This is a genomic window from Streptomyces sp. NPDC001700 (assembly GCF_053596435.1).
On sequence record NZ_JBSFGE010000005.1, the window covers coordinates 207,736 to 228,075 of the forward strand.

17 protein-coding genes, 1 tRNA gene and 2 pseudogenes are annotated in these 20,340 nt (G+C 70.3%); 11 read left to right on the forward strand and 9 right to left on the reverse strand.

Annotation, left to right across the window (positions count from 1 at the left end; all coding sequences use genetic code 11):
- Window positions 1-122 precede the first annotated feature (122 nt).
- Window positions 123-692, forward strand: coding sequence for a VUT family protein (locus ACWC5C_RS12030; protein ID WP_450875325.1), 570 nt, complete (start codon window positions 123-125; stop codon window positions 690-692).
- On the opposite strand, the pseudogene ACWC5C_RS12035 reads toward ACWC5C_RS12030, so the two are convergent.
- Window positions 671-958: pseudogene (locus ACWC5C_RS12035) on the reverse strand (IS5/IS1182 family transposase); the annotation flags it as partial. The gene ACWC5C_RS12030 and the pseudogene ACWC5C_RS12035 sit on opposite strands and share 22 nt — an antisense overlap.
- Window positions 959-1,011: 53 nt before the next feature.
- Window positions 1,012-1,500 (reverse strand): SDR family NAD(P)-dependent oxidoreductase, encoded by a 489-nt coding sequence (locus ACWC5C_RS12040; RefSeq protein WP_450875326.1) that lies wholly within the window; start codon window positions 1,498-1,500, stop codon window positions 1,012-1,014.
- Between the two features lie 156 nt (window positions 1,501-1,656).
- On the opposite strand from ACWC5C_RS12040, the gene ACWC5C_RS12045 reads away from it, so the two are divergent.
- Entirely contained in the window at window positions 1,657-2,286 is a 630-nt protein-coding gene (locus ACWC5C_RS12045; RefSeq protein WP_450875327.1) for a TetR/AcrR family transcriptional regulator, read from the forward strand.
- A 742-nt stretch (window positions 2,287-3,028) separates the two neighbouring features.
- Here ACWC5C_RS12045 and ACWC5C_RS12050 read toward each other — a convergent pair.
- Window positions 3,029-3,355 carry a helix-turn-helix domain-containing protein gene (locus tag ACWC5C_RS12050; protein WP_450875328.1) on the reverse strand — a complete coding sequence of 109 codons (327 nt, stop codon included), beginning with the start codon at window positions 3,353-3,355 and terminating at the stop codon, window positions 3,029-3,031.
- Window positions 3,356-3,891: 536 nt separating this feature from the next.
- Between ACWC5C_RS12050 and ACWC5C_RS12055 the strand changes: the two genes are divergently transcribed.
- The 5 genes from ACWC5C_RS12055 (at window position 3,892) to ACWC5C_RS12075 (ending at window position 8,481) form a co-directional block, all read left to right on the forward strand.
- Window positions 3,892-4,365, forward strand: coding sequence for a hypothetical protein (locus ACWC5C_RS12055; protein WP_450875329.1), 474 nt, complete (start codon window positions 3,892-3,894; stop codon window positions 4,363-4,365).
- A 370-nt stretch (window positions 4,366-4,735) separates the two neighbouring features.
- Window positions 4,736-5,377 carry a hypothetical protein gene (locus ACWC5C_RS12060; RefSeq protein ID WP_450875330.1) on the forward strand — a complete coding sequence of 214 codons (642 nt, stop codon included), beginning with the start codon at window positions 4,736-4,738 and terminating at the stop codon, window positions 5,375-5,377.
- Between the two features lie 386 nt (window positions 5,378-5,763).
- A complete protein-coding gene (locus ACWC5C_RS12065; RefSeq protein ID WP_450875331.1) occupies window positions 5,764-6,723 on the forward strand; it encodes a hypothetical protein in 960 nt (319 codons plus the stop codon).
- Window positions 6,713-8,272 (forward strand): hypothetical protein, encoded by a 1,560-nt coding sequence (locus ACWC5C_RS12070; RefSeq protein WP_450875332.1) that lies wholly within the window; start codon window positions 6,713-6,715, stop codon window positions 8,270-8,272. Before ACWC5C_RS12065 ends, ACWC5C_RS12070 begins: the two co-directional genes overlap by 11 nt.
- Before the next feature lie 133 nt (window positions 8,273-8,405).
- A tRNA-Arg gene (locus ACWC5C_RS12075) sits at window positions 8,406-8,481 on the forward strand.
- A gap of 55 nt (window positions 8,482-8,536) precedes the next feature.
- On the opposite strand, the gene ACWC5C_RS12080 is transcribed toward ACWC5C_RS12075, so the two are convergent.
- Complete coding sequence (locus ACWC5C_RS12080; RefSeq protein ID WP_450875333.1) at window positions 8,537-9,694, reverse strand: Dyp-type peroxidase; 1,158 nt, start codon at window positions 9,692-9,694, stop codon at window positions 8,537-8,539.
- Between the two features lie 88 nt (window positions 9,695-9,782).
- Between ACWC5C_RS12080 and ACWC5C_RS12085 the strand changes: the two genes are divergently transcribed.
- Window positions 9,783-11,120, forward strand: coding sequence for a right-handed parallel beta-helix repeat-containing protein (locus ACWC5C_RS12085; protein WP_450875334.1), 1,338 nt, complete (start codon window positions 9,783-9,785; stop codon window positions 11,118-11,120).
- 7 nt (window positions 11,121-11,127) lie between these two features.
- Here the strand turns inward: ACWC5C_RS12085 and ACWC5C_RS12090 are convergent, their stop codons facing one another.
- From ACWC5C_RS12090 to ACWC5C_RS12100, 3 genes are all read right to left on the reverse strand, one after another.
- On the reverse strand, window positions 11,128-11,808 hold the full coding sequence (locus ACWC5C_RS12090) for a hypothetical protein (RefSeq protein ID WP_450875553.1): 681 nt from the start codon (window positions 11,806-11,808) through the stop codon (window positions 11,128-11,130).
- 171 nt (window positions 11,809-11,979) lie between these two features.
- Window positions 11,980-14,487, reverse strand: coding sequence for an SdrD B-like domain-containing protein (locus ACWC5C_RS12095; protein WP_450875335.1), 2,508 nt, complete (start codon window positions 14,485-14,487; stop codon window positions 11,980-11,982).
- A gap of 555 nt (window positions 14,488-15,042) precedes the next feature.
- Complete coding sequence (locus tag ACWC5C_RS12100) at window positions 15,043-15,711, reverse strand: DNA-binding response regulator (protein ID WP_450875336.1); 669 nt, start codon at window positions 15,709-15,711, stop codon at window positions 15,043-15,045.
- A 75-nt stretch (window positions 15,712-15,786) separates the two neighbouring features.
- Here ACWC5C_RS12100 and ACWC5C_RS12105 point away from each other — a divergent pair, with 75 nt between their 5' ends.
- The 3 genes and pseudogenes from ACWC5C_RS12105 to ACWC5C_RS12115 all read left to right on the forward strand — a co-directional run bounded on the left by ACWC5C_RS12105 (window position 15,787) and on the right by ACWC5C_RS12115 (window position 18,068).
- Window positions 15,787-16,641 (forward strand): aldo/keto reductase, encoded by an 855-nt coding sequence (locus ACWC5C_RS12105; protein WP_450875337.1) that lies wholly within the window; start codon window positions 15,787-15,789, stop codon window positions 16,639-16,641.
- A gap of 89 nt (window positions 16,642-16,730) precedes the next feature.
- A pseudogene (locus tag ACWC5C_RS12110) lies at window positions 16,731-17,438 on the forward strand (glycoside hydrolase family 11 protein); the annotation flags it as partial.
- Entirely contained in the window at window positions 17,430-18,068 is a 639-nt protein-coding gene (locus ACWC5C_RS12115; RefSeq protein ID WP_450875554.1) for a polysaccharide deacetylase family protein, read from the forward strand. The pseudogene ACWC5C_RS12110 and the gene ACWC5C_RS12115, both read left to right, overlap by 9 nt.
- Window positions 18,069-18,149: 81 nt before the next feature.
- On the opposite strand, the gene ACWC5C_RS12120 is transcribed toward ACWC5C_RS12115, so the two are convergent.
- Window positions 18,150-19,262, reverse strand: coding sequence for a tartrate dehydrogenase (locus ACWC5C_RS12120; RefSeq protein ID WP_450875338.1), 1,113 nt, complete (start codon window positions 19,260-19,262; stop codon window positions 18,150-18,152).
- Between the two features lie 114 nt (window positions 19,263-19,376).
- Window positions 19,377-20,309, reverse strand: a complete 933-nt coding sequence (locus ACWC5C_RS12125; protein WP_450875339.1) for a LysR family transcriptional regulator — start codon at window positions 20,307-20,309, stop codon at window positions 19,377-19,379.
- Window positions 20,310-20,340 lie beyond the last annotated feature (31 nt).

Below are 20,340 nucleotides of genomic sequence, written 5' to 3' on the forward strand. Positions count from 1 at the left end.
TGACCTGCAGTTATTCCAACCACCCCGCCACTGTCAGTGGCATGAGCTGTACTGTCTGGACGCCGTCCGCCTCGTTCCGCTCAGCGCAGGCGGGCCGGGCTCCTGTCATACCAAGAAAGAAAATGATTGTGAACGTCCCCGCTCCTGCCGGAATCGCGACGCTCGTCGCCTACATCGCCACCATCCCGGCCGCCAACCTGGCCGTCACTCACATCGGCACCCTGCCCGTCGGCTTCGGCTACGAAGCCCCGGCCGGCGTCTACATGGTGGGCCTGGCCCTGGTGCTGCGCGACCTCGCCCGTGAGGCCGCGGGCCGCCGTGCGATCCTCGCGGCGATCGCCCTCGGCACTGTCGTCTCCTACTTCCTGGCCGACCCGGCCCTGGCCTTCGCGTCGGCCGCCGCGTTCGCCGTCGCGGAGACCATGGACTTCGCCGTCTACGAGCCGCTCCGCACACGAGGGCTCCTTGTCGCCATGCTCGCCTCGAACGCGGTGGGACTAGTCGCCGACAGTCTGATCTTCCTCAGGATGGCATTCGGCTCCTTCGACTTCCTGCAAGGGCAGATCCTCGGAAAGGCGTGGATGACGCTCGGGGCCGTAGCTGTCCTCGCCTTCCTACGCCGCCGGAAGCTCACCGCCACAGAAGCCCTGCCCCCGCATGAGACGCCATTTCATTTGGTGATGCGGCGGTGACATATGAGGGTTGCCGCGATGGCGGTGAAGGCGAGGAAGTGCTCGGGCTTGCGCTCGTAGCGGCGATGGAGACGTCAGCATCCCGACAGCCAGGACACGGTGCGTTCCACGACCCAGCGGTGCCGGCCCAGGCGGTGGGAGGAGTCGATGCCATTGCGGGCGATGCGGTGGCGGATTTGCCGCAAGGAGAGCCAGCGCCGCAGGCGGGAAAAGTCGCAGCCCTTGTCACCGTGGAGCTTTGCGGGCCGTCGGCGCCTCGGGCCGCGGCGGGAGCGTTGCGCGAGGACGACCTGGAGCGCCGGGTCGCCACTCCATGCAGCTAGTTATGGGCGGCGGACATCACCGGGCCCAGGCCACTGAGGCCGGGCAGCGGCTGCGCTGCCGTGTAACCCTGGGTCAGCAGGAAGGCGCCGTCGCCGCGCTCGGTCCACTCCGGCAGCAGGGCCTGGATCACCTCGACCGGGGTGTACAGCAGCAGCGGCGACAGGTCCTCCAAGGTGGCCGCGTCCAACTTGGCGGCCGGGGTGAAGCCCTGGTTTCCGCTGATCGGCCCGTATTCGACCACGTCGATCCGGCCGAAGTGGTCACGGATCGCCTCGACGAGAGCAGGCGCCTCGGCGGGTTCGGAGAGGTCGGCGGAGAAGGCGGCCGCCTCGATGCCTTCGCCGGCGAGCTGCTCAGTGAGTGCGTTCAGCCGGTCCTTGCGGCGGGCCACCAGGGCGACCCGGAAGCCTTCGCGCCCGAAGCGGCGGGCCACGGCCACACCGAGACCGGTACCGGCGCCGAAGACGGCGATCACTTTGAACATGGGGACTGCTCCTTGCCGTGGAGTCATTTTGCCCCAGGGGTCAACTTACTCTTCGGACGGTAACATGCATCTTGACCCCAGGGTCAAGATGCAGCTGCCCGGGATCCCGGGATGCGACCATGGGGTCCGCAAGCCAGGACCAGGAGGAATCACCGGATGCGGGCCGACGCGCAACGAAACGCAGAGAAACTGCGGACAGCCGCCGCCGAACTGTTCCAGGAGCGCGGCCTCCAGGTGCCCCTGAAGGAGATCGCCCGCCGGGCCGGAGTGAGCCACGGCACCCTCTACAACCTCTTCGGCACCCGCGAGGCGCTCATCGACGAGGTCGTGACCGACCTGGCCGCGGACCGCCTCGACGAAGTCGCCGAGCACGCCCTGTCCCTCGAAGACGCCTGGGAAGGGTTCGCGTACTACATCGAGGCCGTCTGCGAACTCCAGGCCACCGATCCCGCACTCGCTGACGTGCTCAGCGGACGCTATCCGGGCGCCGAGCGCCTGATGACCCTCTGCGACCGGGCACACGACGCCTCCACACGGATCATCGAGCGCGCCCAGAAGGCCGGCGCCCTCCGCCCGGACTTCACCGGCGAGGACCTCCTGTTCGTCTTCGGCACCAACGCCCTGCTCACCCGCGCGGCGCCGGACACCGCACCCGACGCCTGGCGCCGCGGCATCGCCTTCACCCTCGACGGACTGCGCACCCAAGCCGCACAAAAACCACTTCCCGTCGCCCCGCTGACCCCGCAGCAGATGTACGACGTGATGAACAGGCTCCCCGGCACCTGACGGTCAAGCCCCCGCACACGGGGGGGGGGGGGGGAGCCTGGGCCCCACGCCATGCCCGGCCCCGCACCCCACGGGCGGCAGTCGGCCCACCATGCCCCGGAGCTGATCCGGCCGCGGACAACCCCCGCAACGCCCCGCACTACTGTCCATCACCCCGGCACCCCCAGGCCCCTGGCTGACAGCGGTGGCTCAGAGTGATCCAGCCGTCCGGGATCCAGCCGTCCACATACCCCTTAAGGAACACGCCCAGATCCGCGGCCCCCACATCCCCGACGTACTCGGCGACACGGCCGTAGGGGAGCCAGGAATAGAGGCCTTCGTCGTGCACAGCTCTCAGTGAGGTGAGATGCGCGGTGAAGACACGGCGCTCACCCTGCCGCCACCGCGGCCATGCGCCGGGGGCGGCGGGCCGGATGCGGCCGGTGACCGGCCCGAGCCGGATGGCCCCCTCCGGCGCCATCGAACAGACAAGGCGCTGCGCGGCCCGCCAGTAGGGCTCACCTGCCCTGCGCCGCACAGCGGGCAGGAGCCAGGGTCGGCCAGCGTCCGGTGGATTGGGAGGGAGCAGGGCGACTCGGTGGCGTCGGTCGAAGCACACAAGGAGGACATCACCCCTGGGCGGTGCATACATGCACATGAGGAGAGGGTAGGGGCGGATGTGGCGCCGCGCGCGTCCAAGCGGGCAGGCGGGGGATCCGGCAGACCGGCCCTCCCCCGCCCGAAGGAGGGGGACCCGCACCCCTCACCCGGAGGAAGGGGAGCGGGACGGCAGCGCACCGGGACCGGGCCAGACCTGGAAACCGAAGGTGGCTTCCAGTCGGGCGATGGTGCCGAGGTCGGGCATCACTTTGCCGTTGATGACACGGCTGATGGTGGAGTGGTTGATCCCCGTCACCTCAGCGAGGGTTCGCAGGCTGTGCCCGCTGACGGCGAGGGCGTTCTCCAGATTGCGGGCAAGCGCCTGGCCGTAGTGAGCACTGACCGGGGCATCGGGCACGAGAGCGGCGTGCGGCCAGGCGTCGTCGACGACATAGTCGCGCGGCACCTTGTCGTTACTGCTCCGGGGCATGCCCGGATCATCCCACGCACCCGTCATCCGCCGACCACTCTCCTCGATTCCCGGCAACCACCCAACCGGCTAATGGTGCATACATACACCATTTTTCTCGCTCGCACAGACACCTTTCGACGTGTGAGCGCGACTCGACCTGCACCCCGCCCCCTCCGCCATCCCCGTGAGCCCGCGCCGCACGGGCTCACAGGACTCGGGACAGGTGCGGGATCCGGCCGGGCTTGCACACCTATGCGCGAGCGCGGTTTCACTCCCGTGCGCCCCCTGCATTTCCCAAAACGCGCCACACTGACGGTGAGTAACTGAGGCCTTCGAGAGAAAAGGCAGGCCAGAAGGCAGGTACGGGGTGAAATGCGGTTCCGCCGAGTAAGACTCTCTGTTGTTTTTTCGGATTGCGTTCGACGCGTTTTTGCCTCGCGGACTGTGGCACTGAGGGGGCATTTCAGGGAGAAGATCTACGGGACTGAGACGTCAGTGGATACGCTCATCAGCGATTCGCCGGAACCGGGCTATCCGGGAGGGGAGGTTCTTCCATGAAGTCGTACCGGGCACTGGCTGTCCTGGCCGCACTGAGGTCTTTGGCCGCACATGACGCGGCGTCGCTGGCTGCGGCGAAGGACCGCCTCGTCCGGGCGGAGGCGGAACTGGCCGCCGCCCGCTCGGCGTTCGGCTCCGCCAGCACGCGGGCTGAGGTCTCCCAGCGAGTTGTGCACGGCGCCGAGGAGCTGCTGCCCGCGGCCACGGAAGACCAGGGAGCGGATCAGGACGCCGCCCGCGCGCATGCCTCGCAGGGCCAGAGGCCGACGATCGCCCAGGAAGTGCTGGTCTTCCTCCGGCCGCGTCGGCGCGCTGCCCGGTCAGAGATCGTCCGGCACCTGAAGGCCACGCGCCCGGACATCAAAGCCGGCAGCCTGCGACGGGAGTTGAACCGCCAGGTCACCAAGGGGACGCTGCTCCTGGCAGGAAAGGTCTACGCGCTGGCGCCGACGGCGGGCGGTGATACGTAACAAAGGCCGCTGCGCCGAAAATTACCCGTACACGCGTACGTGCCGCCGAAGAAGGTCGGCGGCACGCGGGATACGCGCATTTCTGGGCTCACGCATCACCTTGATTCTAGGCGCCTTTCGGCGCGGATGCGAGAGCCCGACAGAATTCGGCTCCAGCGGGCCGGGAATTGGGCTCAACGTGTCTTTTTCTTCCTCTCACCGCGCAGATTCCGGCACAGGCCGGAACGCGGACCCTCCCCCCGCCGCAAAGCGCCGCCAGCGGCGCGCGAGCTCTCCTCCACGCCGCACGCTGCCCAGCTACCGGGCGAACCCATGCCAGCAGATCAACGTCCTGATCGGGCTCGCCGACCTCGGCACTGGCACCGCCCCGGTGCCGCGGCCGGTACTGGCGCAGCACGTCGGCATCGGCGCGGCCACCGTCGGCGACTGCATGGCGTTCCTGGCGGATGTGGGGCTGGTCGAGACCGGCCGGGGCCAGTACGCGATCACCGAGCGGGGGCGGTCGTTCGCCGAGGCATGGAGGGGCGACCGGGCGCAGGCGCGGCTGGTGCTGCGTCCGCTCCTGGGCGCGCACTGGTCGGCGGCCGCGGCGGCCGACTATCTGGCCGGCGGTTCGCTGCCGCAGGAAGAGTTGGCCCGTCTGCTGCGCGCCGGCCTGCCCGGGGTACCCGTACGCGGCCAGTACATGGTCGAGTGGCTGGACATCGCGCTGATCGTGGAGCGCGACCCACAGCGGCTCCAAGTCCGCCTGCGCGCCCCGGACGCCCCGCCCCCACAAGCACCTGCCCCGGAGAGCGACGCGCCGGATCCCGACGGGGAAGAGGAAGAACAGGCCCAGGGGGCGGGCGACCAGGACCACACCGCGGACACCGGGCCCGACAGTGCCGCCGACGACGTCCTGCTGCTGGGGATGTCCCGTCCGGAGATTCAGGAACTGCCCGACGCCCGCTACGCCGCTTTCCTCGAAGGCATCCTGCAGACCCTGCGCGGCGCCCTGGCACCGACCACCTGACCCACACACAGGGCGCCGACCCAAGCGGACCGGCGCCCTGAGGGGGTGGCGGCTGGTGCTCGCGGCCGGCTATGGACCCTGCCCGCGGAGGGTTCGATCCCCTCGCCATCCACCCCTTGCAAACAGCATGTCAGCCCACGTCCGAAGGGAGCCAGCGCTCATGCAGGCCCGCCCAGTTTGACCTCATTCATAACGGCACATCAGACCGTACGCCGAACGAGTGCACCCCTCACCAGTACGGCTCGCTCCGGTTGCCGGATTCCCTCGACCCCCCCACGGTGCATGTATGCACCGATGTTGTGGAGGTCGCCCCATGCCGGAAGTCGCACATCCGCTCGCCCCGCCGCTGCGCCGGGCGAGCCGCGTGGTCATCCCGGCGGCGTCACATGGCCGTTGAGGTCCCGCTCACCGCCGCCGTCGCGGCCGTCCTGGCCGCCTGGCAGGACCTGGTCAGGCGCGGCGAGATGTCCGAGCAGACGCTGAGCCGGTTCGGCCAGCTGCTACGCCGCTTCGAAGCGTTCGCCGCGGCCTGCGGCGCGGTGCTGCTCACCGACGCCGACGCCGCTATCGCCGCGCAGTTCATCGACGCGCACGGCCGCACCCGCCACCGGCACATCGCCCCCGCCTCGCTGTCCACCCGGCATCTGCGCCGCAGCGTGCTGCGGATGTGCTTCACCACCGCCCGCCGCCTCGCCCTGACCGACACCGACCCGACCCGCGACATCGACCTGCCCCCGCGCCTGTGCGGGGCCACCCGCCCCCTGGACGAGGCCGAGGCGGTCGAGCTGCGCCGCGCGGCCCAGTTCACCGGCCGTCCCACCCGTCACGCGGCCGCCATCGCCCTGGCCCTGGCCGGCGGTTTCAGCGGCGAGATCGGCCACATCGGCCCGCTCGACCTCGACCTCGCCTCCGCGCGGGTGTGGATGCACGGCTCGGTCAAGACCCGGCCGCGCTGGTGCCCGCTGGACGCCTGGGGCGCTCAGGTAGTGGCAGCCCGCGCCCACCACATCCGCACCACAGCGCCACCCGGCGCCGCCCCGTACCGGCTCCGGCTGGCCGTCTCCCCGCGCAACGGCACCGACGAACAGATCCAGGCCCGGGTCTGCGTCGCCCTGCGCGATGTCCTCAGACGCATCGGCCTCGGCGCCGACCGGACAGTCAGGCCCGCCTCGATCACCGCGTACGCGGGCTGGGAAACCTTCCAGGCCACCGGACGCATCGAAGCCGCAGCCCACCACCTCGGCATGGCCTCCCTCGACAGCACCGCCGCCCTCATCGGCTACCAGTGGCAGGCCCCCACCACAGACCGCACAGCACCGAACGGGGGCGACGGCGATGCCCGATGACCTCTTCGGCGACCGCGTACCCCGCGCGGCCCGCAAAAAGACCGCACGCCGCGCCAGCGAGGCCGACCTGCGCACCATCTCCCAGCGCATCACAGACGTGGCCCGCTTCGAGGACCTCTACCGCCTGGCCGAGACCCTCGCGCCCGATCCCGGCCCCCGCCGCGGACGCCCGCCCCACTACCCGCCCTACGTCTATCTCCTCTTCCTCGCCCTGCGCGGCATCCACGGCTCCGCCCGCTACTGCGCCGGCGACCTCCAGGACCCGGCGGTGTGGACGACGATCCGCAACAGCGTCACCCACCACCTGGGCACCGACGAAGCCGCCCGCCTGCCCAATGCCGGGCCCTCCCGCCACCAATGGCAGCACGCCCAGCGCACCCTCCTCATCCCCCGCCTGGAAGAACTCAACGAAACCTTCGCCGACATCGCTCTCGCCCAGGCCCTGCGCCAGCGTCTGCTGCCCGTCGACCAACGACGCTCCTGGAGCAGTCCCCAGCGCCACCAACTCATCGCCGGCGACGGCACCGTCGCCAAATCCCCCACCCTGTCCACCACCCCCTACAGCATCGACCCCACCACCGGTGAGATCCGCCGCCACCGCGTCGACCCCGCCTCCTCCTGGCAGAAAGAAGGCGGCGCCGACCGCAACGGCAAGGACACACAGATCACACCGGCCGGAACAGCACCTGACACCGGCACCGAGGAGAACAAGGGCGAGGAAGCAATGGTCCTGGGCACCAAATTCGTCGTCTTCTCCACCCGGCACCGCGGCTACTTCCGCCGCGTCTTCCTCCGCTACGCCCACGTACCCCACAACCACCCCGGCGGCGAAGCCGCCATCGCTCTCGACCTCGCCTGCGCCATCCTCGATGCCGCCGACGGCTGCATGGGCGTCCTCTACGACGGCGCCCTGCGCGGCATGCACCGCGACGTCATCGCCCGCCGCGGCCGCCTACTGATCAACAAACAACACAAAGGCACCACCCCCCGCTACATCCGCACCCTCGACTTCGACCACTGCCGCCACGAACTGTGGTCCAACAGCGGCCGCGTCCACGTACGTGCCCCCGTCGACGACGGCACCAGCACCCTCATCCCCCTGCCCGTCGACAAACTCGAACGCCGCGCCAGTACCCACGCCCACCGCTGGTACCACCTCCTCGACATCCCCTGCCCCCGCGGCCCTCACCAACACCGCGAGCCCGTCGGCGTCACCAGCACCAACGGAGAACACCACCCCGGCCAAAGCGACACGGAGACCGGCTTCCACCGCGCCGAACACCTCCTCCAGATCCCCGACAACACCGCCATCCACCAGACCCTCTACGGCGGCCGCGAAGACACCGAAGCCGGCTTCTCCCAACTCGACCGCTCCCTGTGGAACCGCCGCATGATCGCCTTCGGTGCCGAAGCCCAAAGCCTCGTCGTCCTCGGCTTCCTCCTCGCACAAAACGCCACCAGCGCAGCCCGCTACCACGAAGACCCCACCTACGCCGACGCCCAGACCACAGACCCCAGCAGCACCCCACCACAGCCCTCACGATCATGAACTGAACCAGGCGCCAAGCACACCCCAGCCCCATCCGCTACTCTGTCTGGGACCGCCGCACGCGGCGGTCCCTCTTGCTGAGACAGGACGAATAATCACTCAGAGTATTCATCCACGTTTCACGCAAGGCCCTGCCTCCGTAGCTCAGGGGATAGAGCACCGCTCTCCTAAAGCGGGTGTCGCAGGTTCGAATCCTGCCGGGGGCACCAGCGCGAACGCCCCGGATCGATCTCGGTCCGGGGCGTTTGGCGTCCATCGGGGCGATCAGGCGAACAGCTGGGAGCCGAGCGGGCGTTGCCGGTCGAAGCCGGGGAGGATCAAGAAGGTCGCGCTGGCCGTCGTGGTGGTGAAGCGCAGCAGCGCGTCGGCGGTGTCCATGTGGGTGAGGGTCGCGGCGAAGGTCCGCAGGTCGTTCTGGAAGCTGATGAAGAGCAGGCCGGGGGCGGGCTCGTCGGTGCTGTAGGAGCGGCGGAGCATGAGACCGGCGCCGACCACGGTGGGGTTCGCCCTGCGCACGTGGGCGTCGGCGGGGACGAGGTAGCGTCCGTCCGGTGTCTTGGCGCCGAGTTCCGGGCCCGAGGCGACGGGGCCGCCGGAGAGGGGGACGCCGCTGGCCCGGCGCCGCCCGAAGACCGCCTCCTGCTCGGCTACGGACAGGGCGGCGAACCGGGGCAGGTCGAGTTCCATGCGCCGCAGTACGGCGAGGGTGCCCCCGGCGACCTCGGGGGGCCCGGCCAGCCACAGGTCGCGTCGTTGTTCGGCGGTGGTGTGCGGGCCGACGATGCCGTCGATGAAACCGAGCGGATTGCGTGGCGCGGTGAGGCCGTTGCCGATGGGCACGTTCGCACCGCGGCGTGCGGACTGCCGCCAGCGTTCGTGGACGCGGTCACCGGCCTGGTCCAGCAGCGCGGCGGCGACGACCGGCGGGAGCAGCGCGTCGCTGGCGCAGATCTGCAGCAGCAGGTCACCGCCGCGTGCCCGCGAAGCGATCCGCTCGCGGGAGAAGCGGGGGAGGTCGGCCGCGCCGGGCAGCGAAGCGCCGGCCGTGCGCACCAGCCGGGGCCCCACGCCGACGGTCACGGTGAGGTCGCCCGGCGGCAGGCCCAGCAGTCGCGGGTCGGTCCCGGCGACGAGCGCGCGGATGGCCTGACCGAGGTCGGCCAGCAGCGGGCCGGGAGCCACGGTGGCACCGAGGTCGGCCACCACGGCCAGCAGGTTGCGCTGGGCCGGATGGGGGAGCGTGATGCCTGCCTGATGCCGACCCGTCGCCGCGACCGGCGTCGGCGCGGCCGCTGCCGTAGGGGCGTGACGGCCTGGCCGGGCGGAGTCCGATGTGCACCCGGCGGCCAGACCGGCGGCCACCATGACGCCGGTGGCATCGAGGAACGCGCGGCGCGACGGAGGGTGATCGGCTCGATGCATGGGGTGCAGGGTGCCACACTCGAATCGTGCGCGTCGGTCAATCTCACCAATTACGGCGTGGAATTGGGCGTTCTGCCAGACTCGGATCATGCCTCGATTAGCTCTTCGCGTGGTGGCGGCGGTACTGGGCACGCTGACATTGGTGGTCGGCTGCGGCGGCGATGGTGAGTCGGACAAAGGGCGGCGACCGGCCGGTGCGGATGTGACGATCCGCGTGCCTGCCGATGCCCCGACGATCTCGGATGCGGTGTCCTTGGCCCGGCCCGGTGATCTGGTGCTGGTCGCTCCGGGCGTGTACCACGAGTCGGTGAAGATCGACACGGCTCGCATCACCCTTCGCGGCGCGTCCCGGCACAAGGTCGTCATCGACGGGCGGTTGCGGCAGCCGAACGGTGTCGTCGTTGCGGCGCCCGGAGTGGCCGTGGAGAACCTGACCGTGGAGAACAACACGCAGAACGGGGTCCTGGTCACCGGTTCGGCGAAGGCCGCCGCCGGGCTGCCGGGGCAGAGCGGCGGCTACGACACCGGCGACGAGCCCGTCACGTTCCTGAAGTCGTTCCTGGTCTCGCATGTGACCGCGACCCGCAACGGGCTGTACGGCATCTACGCGTTCTCCGCGCAGAACGGCGTCATCGAGCATTCGTACGCCTCGGGCGGCGCCGACTCGGGGATCTACGTCGGCCAGTGCAAGCCCTGCGACATCGTGGTGCGGGACAACGTCGCCGAACTCAACGCGGTCGGTTACGAAGGCACCAACGCCAGCGGCGACATGTACGTGGTCCGCAACCGCCTGGTCGGCAACCGGGTCGGCCTGACCACCAACTCCGACCACCAGGAGAAGCTGCTCCCGCAGCGGGGCTCCGTCATCGCGGGCAATCTGATCGCCGCCAACCAGCAGCGGGCCACCCCGCAGCAGGCCGACGGCGGTTGGGGCACCGGCATCGGCGTCGACGGCGGCAGCGACAACCTGTTCACCCGCAACCGCGTCGCCGACCACAGCAACGCCGGGCTCGTGATCACCGCGACCGCCGACATCCCTTCGGTCGGCAACCGGATCGTGGACAACACGTTCACCGGCAACGGCGTCGACGTCGGCTGGACGTTCCTCACCGCCACCCGGGGGCGGGGCAACTGCCTGCGCGGCAACGATCTGCGCACCACCGTGCCCGCCCGGCTCGCCACCACCGCGTCCTGTCCGCTGCCCGCCAAGTCGCCCTCGCCGGGCGGCCGGTGGACGATGCCGACCCCACCCGGCGGCATCGCGTTCACCAAGGTCGCGGCGCCCGGTCGACAGCCGCAGTTCCCCCACGCCACCACTACGGGCGCCACCGCTGTCCCGCCCGTACCGGCCCTGCCGGAGACGGAGGGCATCCGGCTGCCGTCGTCGTCCCTGCTCTCCGCGAACGCGCGGGTACGGACGTCCTGAACAGCGGCTACCGGGCCGGGGTGGTTCCGGTTACCGGCTTGACCGGCACGTACTCGTGGGTGTCGAAATCCATGACGACCGGCTCCGGCTGCGAACCCACGCTGACGCGGACCCGGTACATGGTGCCGTCGGAGCCGATCCAGTAGCGCACGTTGCCCGCCGTACCGGAGCGGTCGGGGGAGGACGGCCCGGTCATGACGTCCACCCGGCGCCCGTTCACCTGCTCCCGCCCCCGCCAGGCGGCGCCGTTCTGCGACAGCAGTTCGGCGTTGTCCGGCCGGTCGCCGCCGAGGCCGAGCGCGATGGACAGGGAGGTGTCCAGCGCGCTGCCGGACGACAGCAGCGGACGGTCGTGCCAGCCCGAGCGGGGCGGCGACGCGGGTGCGTGCGCCGGGGCGTCCGCCATCGGGCGGACGTACACCGAGGTGGGCGTCCACTGGATCAGCCCGTCGCTGGACCTGTCGCGGCCGGTGCCGCGCACCACCCCGTAACCGAGCTTCCCTTGGTAGTCGACGGACCCGGTGACGATCAGCCCACCGGTGGTGCTCGGCACGTTGATCGTCACCGCGCGGCCGTGCGCCTCGTAGTTACGGAACCGCGTCATGGCCAGCCGGTTCACCTCATCCGACGTCAGTGCGCGCGGACCGCCGGGGCCGGAGCCGCCGTCGGCGGCCAGGAACGCGGCCATCGCGGCCACCGCGACGGCCACCGCGACGGCCGCTACGCCGATGACCGCTGCCGCCGCCCAGCGCGGCCGCGGCCATCGGCGCCGGTCAGCCGCACGGCTTGGTAGAGGTTGCTGACCTCTCGCTCTCCGCACGCGGCTCGACGCTGACACTCTTCTGATGTCCCCTCTCCCTCACCGTTTCTGGGCGCGGCGCTTACGGCTCATGAACGCGATGACCAGACCCGCACTCACCAGCAGACCGACGAGGCCGATCGCCTCCGGCAGCCTGGACATACCGGTGTGCGCCAGCGAACCCCTGATCCCACCGGCCGGGGCCGGGTCGGCAGGCGGCGCGCCTGACGGCGGCGAGGCCGGATCCGGGGGTGAGCCCGGGCCCGGGCCCGGGGCCGGTGGTGAGGTCGGGTCCGGGGTCGCGGAATCGGTCGGGTTCGGGGTCGGGGTCGCCGTATCGGTCGGGTTCGGGCTCGGGCTCGTGGAATCGGTCGGGGTCGGCGTCGGGGACGGGCTCGGCGTTGCCTTCGGGATGTACACCCCGGCGTCGATCGTGTGATCGACCCCGCCCGGCTTGTCCGGCGCCGTGACAGGCGCGGAGCCGTCGCACAACCGCCCGGTGGTCGGCGGGGTCACATTGGAGTCATGCGCACGGTTGCCACCGGCTCGCGGAAGCGTGAACCGCAGCTCGCTCGCCGCGGGCTGCTCGGGCACCTTGCCGGTGTCCGCGGTGCACACGTCGAACTGCACCGTGTACTTCGCGCCCGGCGTCAGCTCGTACTCGGCGCCGACACCACCGAAGTAGTACTCACCGGCGGCATCGGTCCTGGTCGTGGCGACCTGCTTGCCGTCCGCGTCCAGCAGGTTGATCGTCGCCCCCGGGAGCAGCACGTGCCCCGGGTCCTGGATCCCGTTGTGGTCGCCGTCGAACCACACGACGTTGCCGATCTGGATAGGCGCGTTCGCCGCCGCGTACGCGATGTCACCGAGCCCACCGGCCTTGCCGAACCCGCCTTGTTCCCGGTTGACGAACTGGAACCCGTTGGCCTTCGGGTTGTTGCCCGGGCCCTGACCTGTCGTGATGTCGTGGTACCCGGTCCCTGAGGTCGCGACGTCGACGACCGGGTCGAACTCCGTGCTGGCGACCCACTGCTGCTGCGGGATATAGGCCACCGACCCCAGCGCGGTCTCCTGGTGCGCGTTGGCGTAAGTGTCGCCCGGGAAGTATTCGGCGACCCCGGCGGGCTGGCCGCCACTGTTGGCGGGGGTGGCGTGGTTGGGGCAGCTCCCGGTGCCTTCCCACTGGTATTCGCCGGTGGGAGTGGCGCAGACCATGGTGATGTCACCACCGGACATGCCGTTTTCCGCCGTGTCGTTCCCCGGGCGGGGGTCAAGACCTCCCCAACTGAGTACGTCCATGAAGCGGTCGCGGAAGCCCAGGATCATCGAGCCGTCGCGGGCGAAGGCGAGGGAGGCCAGCTCCGGCTGCGGATCGATGAAGACGCCGCCCGCCTTCCGGTCGTCCCACGTGTCCAGGCTGGTGTTCCACGGGTTCCAGTGGGTGGCCTTGTCGCCGGAGCCGAAGACGCTGCCGCGTTCGCCCGTGAGCGGGTGGCTCAGCACCGTGGTGAACCGCTTGCCGTCGTAGGTGGAGACGAACGCCTTCAGGTCCGCGCGCTTTTGCGTGCTCTCCGCGCTGCACACGCCGCCCACGTGCAGTGTGTTGTTGTGGACCTGGAGTCCGAACGGCCGCCAGTCGTCGGGGCTCGCGCACCCCGGGTCCGGGATCGGGACCGTCGACTTGGGCGCCGCGGCGGTGTTCCCTGTCGCGTCGAAGCTCACCAGGCTGCGGGTCCGCAGGTTCACCGCGTACAGCGTGGAGCCGTCCTCCGACAGGGCCAGGCCACCGATGCTCTCCTTGCCCGGCGCGTCGGTGAACCCGGCGTCCTTGATCATGTTGGCGGTGTCGTGCGGCGTCACCGTGGCGTCCGGCACCCGCGCGAACAGCTGCGGCGCACCTGAGCCGCCCACCGGCACCGTGTAGATCGCGCCCCCGCCCTGCGGCCCGTACGGGGTGTACCGGCGGGCGAACGCGCTCTGGAACAGCTGGGCCCGGTCCTTGTCGTACGCCAACCCGAACGTCGTGCCCACCTGGTCCTGCGTGGCCAGCGTGGTCGGGCACGCCACATCGGTGGGACACGTGCCCCGGGCCTTCGTCCCGAACGCCACCAACGCCCGGTTGTCCGTCCCGTTGGCACCGTTGTGGACCGGTACGAAGTACCGCGAGTCCGGCAGCGCGTAGTCGGCCGGGTCCCACACGCCCGTCACCACCGAGGCGTTCTTTCCGTCCGACACATCCACGAACGACGTGAAGCTGCTGAAGTGGTTCTCCGCCGTCGACGCGGGCGCCGCCCGCAGATAGTCGTTGTACGGCGCCGGAATGCTGACATCGACGCGGTACTGACCGCCGCTCAGCGCCGTCGACCGCGACACCACGACCTTCCCGGTGGCATCCGTGACACCGGTGACAACGTGCCCAGCGGGGTCGGAGATCTCCACCCTCATGCCCCGCTGCGGCACGTCCATCGTCGCGTTGACCACGCCGGTGCCGAAGAAGTCGCGCAGCACCTCAACCGTCAGCGTGCCGTCGGCGGCCGAAGCGGCGGCCGGTCCAGCCGTCGCCCCCACGGCGCCGCCTGCCAGCAGCAGAACAGATAACCCTATGCGCGCCAGCGGCCCCGCGAGTCTGCGGGCCGACCGGCGTGCGTCTCTGCCGACTCGGTTCATGGCATCACACTCCACACTTCTCTTCTCATGAACGGAAAAGGAAAAGGGCCCACCGCTATTGCATGGACCGCTTTGTGGTGATCGTTTGAGGGGATTGCGGGCACGCCGTAAGCGCCACGGACCCGGAAAAGCGAACACGAGTTCAGACCCTCGGTCGGCACCGCCCCGGCTTGCGTCTTTCCGCAGCTCAACCAAGGCGCCCCCACCCCACCGCCAACCTCACCGACCGCCACCGCGAGCAGCGCGCGATATCGTATCCCCCGAAATCTCGCCGCCACCAGCAGAATCCCTGGCATTCATCGGAATCCGTGATAGCACCCGAGCAAGAGAAGGGCGTCCGGAAGGATGTGCGACAAATGATTGCCGGTGGCGCCATATTCGATACGCGAAAAGGGGATCCCCCGAACAGCAGTGCAGACGCAGCCGTTGCGCCGGTTAGCCACCAGGCTGGGGGGCTTAGCCGTTGAGGCCCAGTTCGCCTGCTCGCATTCCGGCCTGGAAGCGGGAGCCCGCGTCGAGGGTGTTGAGCAGGTCGGCTACTCGGCGGCGGTAGGTGCGGATCGAGGTGCCGAGTTGTCTGGCGGCTACCGCGTCCGTGGCGCCCGAGCCCAGGGCGCGCAGGATGGTGCGGCTTTCGGCGTCGAGGTGGGGTTGCTCGCCGTGGAGGAAGACCTTGAGGTCGGTGGCGGTCGTCCAGGCGGCGTCGAAGAGGGCGTACACCGCGCCGACCAGGGTGGGGCCGGTGGTCACGGTGCACTCGCGGCCGCCGGGGGTGTCCAGGCCCGCGAGGATCGCGAAGCGGCGGTCGATGATGATCGTCTCGTGAGGGAGGGCGGTGGCGGCGATCCGTACCTCGGCGCCCTGGTCGACGAGGTCGCTCAGGTGCTTGCGGCTGTGTTCGTCGGCCAGGGCTGCCGGGCTGCATAGCTTGCGGATCTGCTGGGTTCCGCTGTTCTGTGCCCGGTTCCGGACCTGGTCGCGGGCGGCCTGCCGGGCACCGCTCAGGTGAGCGTAGGTGGTGAGATCCCGGACGGCGCAGAGGAATTCCTCGCGGATCGAGGAGAAGATGTGCTCGGTGCGGGCGAGGAGTTCCAGGTCACCGCGGATCGTCATGATCTCTGCCACGCGTCCATTGTGCCGCGCTGGCAGCTAGCTGCCACGGGTTCGCACAGCAGCGGCGCTGCCGCCGAAGCTGTGCCCATGAGCGATGTTTTCCGCCTCGGCGGCGACCTTCCGATCAATCGCATCGGCTTCGGAGCCATGCGCCTGCCCACGAACAGCTTCTTCGGTCCGGCCCGCGACCCCGAAACCGGTCGTGCCGTGCTGCGCCGTGCCGTTGAACTCGGCGTCAACCACATCGACACCGCCTCGTTCTACGTCAGCGGCGACGGCACCGTACGGGCCAACGACCTGATCCGCGAGGCGCTCCACCCGTACCCGGCCGATCTGGTCATCGCCACCAAGGTCGGCCCGGTGTACACGCCCGGCAGCGGGCTGGGCCCGACCACCGACCCCGCGGTTCTGCGGCCGATGGTCGAGGAGAACCTCGAAACCCTCGGGGTGGACCGCCTCGACCTGGTCAATCTGCGCGTCGGGCTCATGGAACCGCCGCACGGCGAGTCCATCGCCGAACGCTTCGAGGCGCTGGCCGCGATGCGCGAGGAGGGGCTGATCCGCCACCTCGGGCTGAGCAACATCGACGCAGGGCACCTCGCGGAGGCCCGTACGATCGCGCCCGTCGCGTCCGTGCAGAACCACTTCCACGCCGGTAACCGCGACGACGCCCAGGTCCTGGCCGCCTGTGAGGAGGCGGGTATCTCGTACGTGCCGTTCTTCCCGCTGGGCGGCGGCATCAGTGATCTCAGCGGTGACCGCCTGGCCAAGGTCGCGGAGCGGCACGGTGCCAGCGTCCCGCAGATCGCCCTGGCCTGGCTGCTGGCCGCCTCACCCGTCACCCTGGCCATCCCCGGCACCGGCTCCCTCGGCCACCTGGAGGAGAACATGGGCGCGGGGTCGATCACCCTCACCCCGGAGGATCTCGCCGACCTCGCCTGACTGACCCGACCGGAAGATCCCCGGAACCTTTCGTGATTCGTTCCGGAACGCTTCTTGACTGTTGATGTGGGCAGCTCAAAACTGCGCGTATGAAGGACACTCCAGCGAGTCGCGGACGCGGACGCGGTCGATCAAGGCCGCTCGGTCGGTTAAGGCTGCTCATCAGCGCGGCCTGTACGACGGTGCTGGTTGCCGTGTCGGCGTTGGTGCTGCCCGGCACCGCCCACGCCGACACCGTCATCACCACGAACCAGACCGGCACCAACAACGGCTACTACTACTCCTTCTGGACCGACGCGCCGGGAACCGTCTCCATGACCCTGGCCTCCGGGGGCAGTTACAGCACGTCGTGGCGCAACACCGGGAACTTCGTCGCGGGCAAGGGCTGGAGCAACGGCAGCCGCAGGAGCGTGACGTACTCGGGCACGTTCAACCCGTCCGGCAACGCCTATCTGGCGCTCTACGGATGGACGTCGAACCCGCTCGTGGAGTACTACGTCGTCGACAACTGGGGCACGTACCGGCCGACGGGGACGTACAAGGGCACCGTCACCAGCGACGGCGGTACGTACGACATCTACAAGACGACGCGGTACAACGCCCCGTCCGTCGAAGGCACGCGCACCTTCGACCAGTACTGGAGCGTGCGGCAGTCGAAGCGGACCGGCGGGACGATCACCACCGGCAACCACTTCGACGCCTGGGCGCGCGCCGGGATGCCGCTGGGGAGCTTCAAGTACTACATGATCCTCGCGACCGAGGGCTATCGGAGCAGCGGTAGCTCCAACATCACGGTGAACGGCGCCAGTTCGGCACCGGCGCAGGCCTCGGCGCAGGCCTCGGCGGCGGCCTGCGCCGGGTACGTCGGGCTCACCTTCGACGACGGTCCGTCCGGCAACGCACCCGCCCTGCTCACCGCGCTCAAGCAGAGCGGGCTGCGCGCCACGATGTTCAATACGGGCCAGAACGCCGCCGCCAACCCGGCCCAGGTGCGGGCTCAGGTCAGCGCCGGGATGTGGGTCGCCAACCACAGCTACACCCACCCCCACCTGACCCAGCTGAGTCAGGCGCAGATCGACGCGGAGATCTCCCGGACGCAAACAGCGATCGCGGGCGCGGGCGGCGGCACACCGAAGCTGTTCCGGCCGCCGTACGGGGAGACCAACGCGACGGTGAAGTCGGTCGCCGCCAAGTACGGCCTGACCCAGATCCTCTGGGACGTCGACTCGCAGGACTGGAACAACGCCAGCACCGACGCGATCGTGCAGGCCGCGGGCCGACTCACCAACGGGCAGATCATCCTCATGCACGACGGACCCGCCAACACCCGCGCCGCGATCCCCCGCATCGCCCAGGGGCTGGCCGCCCGAGGCCTCTGCGCCGGAATGATCTCGCCGCAGACCGGCCGCGCGGTGGCCCCGTCGTAAGTTGCCCCGACAGTTGCCCCGGCGCAAGAGGGCTCAGGTGCCCCGACGTAAGCAGGCTCAGGTGCCCCGGCGCAAGAGGGCTCAGGTGTTCAGCGCGGCTATCAGGGCCTTCGTCACGTCCTCCGTCGTCGCCGTGCCGCCCAGGTCGCGGGTGAGGATGCCCGCGGCGGTCGTCGCCTCGATGGCCTGGCGCAGGCGGGCCGCGGCGGTGGGGAGGCCGAAGTGGTCCAGCATCAGGGCCGCGCTGCCGACCGCGCCGATGGGGTTGGCCAGGCCCTGGCCCGCGATGTCGGGGGCCGAGCCGTGGACGGGCTCGAACATGCTGGGGAAGCGGCGCTCGGGGTTGAGGTTGGCGCTGGCGGCCAGGCCCAGGCTGCCCGCCAGCGCGCTGCCGAGGTCGGAGAGGATGTCGGCGTTGAGGTTGGAGGCGACGACGACCGACAGGTCCTCGGGGTGGAGGACGAACTTCGCGGACATCGCGTCCACCAGGACGCTCTCCGTCTCCACGTCCGGGTAGTCGGCGGCGACACGCCGGAAGACGTCGTCCCACAGGACCATGCCGTACTGCTGCGCGTTGCTCTTGGTGACGGACGAGACCTTGCGGCGGGTGCGGGTGCGGGCCAGGTCGAAGGCGAAGCGGATGATGCGTTCGCAGCCGACCTCGGTGAACAGGGACGACTGGACGGCGACTTCGCCGCCCGGGCCTCGGCCGGAGAGGTTGCGGCCGCCGAGGCCCGCGTACTCGCCCTCGCTGTTCTCCCGGACGACGACCCAGTCCAGCTCGGTGTCGTCGGCCTTGCGCAGCGGGCTCTGGACGCCGGGCAGGAACTGTACGGGGCGGACGTTGGCCCACTGGTCGAAGTTCTGGCAGATCTTGAGCCGCAGCCCCCACAGGCTGATGTGGTCGGGGACGGTGGGCCAGCCGACGGCGCCGAAGTAGAGGGCGTCGAAGTCCTTGAGGCGGTCGAGGCCGTCGTCGTCGATCATCTTGCCGGTGCGCTCGTAGTACTCGCAGCCCCAGGGGAACTCCTCCCAGACGAAGGCGAAGGCCTCGTCGGTGTGACGGGAGTCCTCGGCCAGGGCGTCCAGGACGGCGCGTCCCGCCGCGACGACTTCCTTGCCCACGCCGTCGGCGGGGATGGCGGCGATACGGAACGTACGGGGCGCACGGGACGTACGGGGGGCGGCGGTCATGGGTGCCTCCGGCTCGCGGGGGTGTGGTGTGCGTCCGAGTCAACACAGGGCGGGCGTGGCGCGTCCAAGACCTGGTTTCGATGCGACGTATAGGCGTGGCCGATGGGTCGGGCGTCAGTCCGGGAGGGCAGTGCCCCGCGCCCGCCGCGCGGCCAGGGAGCCGGTGAGGGCGAGCAGGGCCCGGGCCGCCGGGGTGAGGTGCGCGGGCAGGCTGACCATCGCCACGTGCAGGTGGGCGGTCGGTTCGAGGGGCGCCACCGCCGCGCCGCAGCGGCGGGCGAGCCGGGTCCAGGAGGAGGGCAGGACGGCGGCCCCGACCCCGGTGAGGACCAGCGGCAGGATCGACGTCCGGTGATCGACTACGGTCACGATCTGCGTGCCGGTGCCGCCCGCGGTCGCCGTGATGTCGTTCGCCGTGATGTCGTCCACGATGCTGCGCATCAGGCTGCCGGTGCGGGAGGCGATGAGCTTGTGGCCCGCCAGGTCCCCGGGCCGGATCGTGACCCCGTCCTCGATCGCCCCGCCGGGCGCGGCGACCACGACGAACGGCTGGTCCTCGACGTGCAGGACGTCCAGACCGGACGGGTTCACGGGGCTCGCGGAGCCCAGCAGGCCCAGTTCGCAGGCGCCGCTGCGTACGAGGGACAGGACCTCGTCCGGGGTGAACGCGGCCTGAGTGCTCACCGTCACGGACGGGTGCAGCTCGGCGAAGCGGTGGATGAGGGTGGTGAGCGGTTCGATGCCCGGCGAGGGCATGGTGGCGACCTCGACGGTGCCGCCCTGCAGCCCGGCGAGCCCGGCGGCCGTGTCGCGTACGGCGGCCAGGTCCCGCAGCACGCGGCGGCTGGGCTCCAGCAGCTCCGCCCCGGCCTCGCTGAGGACGACGCCCCGGCCGACGCGGTGGAACAGGGCCACGCCGAGGTCGGCCTCCAGGGTCGCCATGGCCTGCGACAGCGACGGCTGGGCCACGTGCAGGGCGGTGGCCGCCTTGCTGAAGCCGCCGTGTTCGACGATGGCCAGGAAGTACTCAAGCTGCCGGGCGTCCACGGTGCCTCCCCGGGCGACGGATCTGGGCGAC

Bases quoted from the DNA above. Each gene is read 5' to 3' on its own strand.
- ACWC5C_RS12105 (WP_450875337.1), top strand. From the start codon at position 15,787: ATGAGCGATGTTTTCCGCCTCGGCGGCGACCTTCCGATCAATCGCATC.
- ACWC5C_RS12065 (WP_450875331.1), top strand. From the start codon at position 5,764: ATGGCCGTTGAGGTCCCGCTCACCGCCGCCGTCGCGGCCGTCCTGGCC.
- ACWC5C_RS12030 (WP_450875325.1), top strand. From the start codon at position 123: ATGATTGTGAACGTCCCCGCTCCTGCCGGAATCGCGACGCTCGTCGCC.
- ACWC5C_RS12055 (WP_450875329.1), top strand. From the start codon at position 3,892: ATGAAGTCGTACCGGGCACTGGCTGTCCTGGCCGCACTGAGGTCTTTG.
- ACWC5C_RS12120 (WP_450875338.1), bottom strand. From the start codon at position 19,262: ATGACCGCCGCCCCCCGTACGTCCCGTGCGCCCCGTACGTTCCGTATC.
- ACWC5C_RS12090 (WP_450875553.1), bottom strand. From the start codon at position 11,808: ATGGCCGCGTTCCTGGCCGCCGACGGCGGCTCCGGCCCCGGCGGTCCG.
- ACWC5C_RS12045 (WP_450875327.1), top strand. From the start codon at position 1,657: ATGCGGGCCGACGCGCAACGAAACGCAGAGAAACTGCGGACAGCCGCC.
- ACWC5C_RS12040 (WP_450875326.1), bottom strand. From the start codon at position 1,500: ATGTTCAAAGTGATCGCCGTCTTCGGCGCCGGTACCGGTCTCGGTGTG.
- ACWC5C_RS12080 (WP_450875333.1), bottom strand. From the start codon at position 9,694: ATGCATCGAGCCGATCACCCTCCGTCGCGCCGCGCGTTCCTCGATGCC.
- ACWC5C_RS12085 (WP_450875334.1), top strand. From the start codon at position 9,783: ATGCCTCGATTAGCTCTTCGCGTGGTGGCGGCGGTACTGGGCACGCTG.
- ACWC5C_RS12070 (WP_450875332.1), top strand. From the start codon at position 6,713: ATGCCCGATGACCTCTTCGGCGACCGCGTACCCCGCGCGGCCCGCAAA.
- ACWC5C_RS12050 (WP_450875328.1), bottom strand. From the start codon at position 3,355: ATGCCCCGGAGCAGTAACGACAAGGTGCCGCGCGACTATGTCGTCGAC.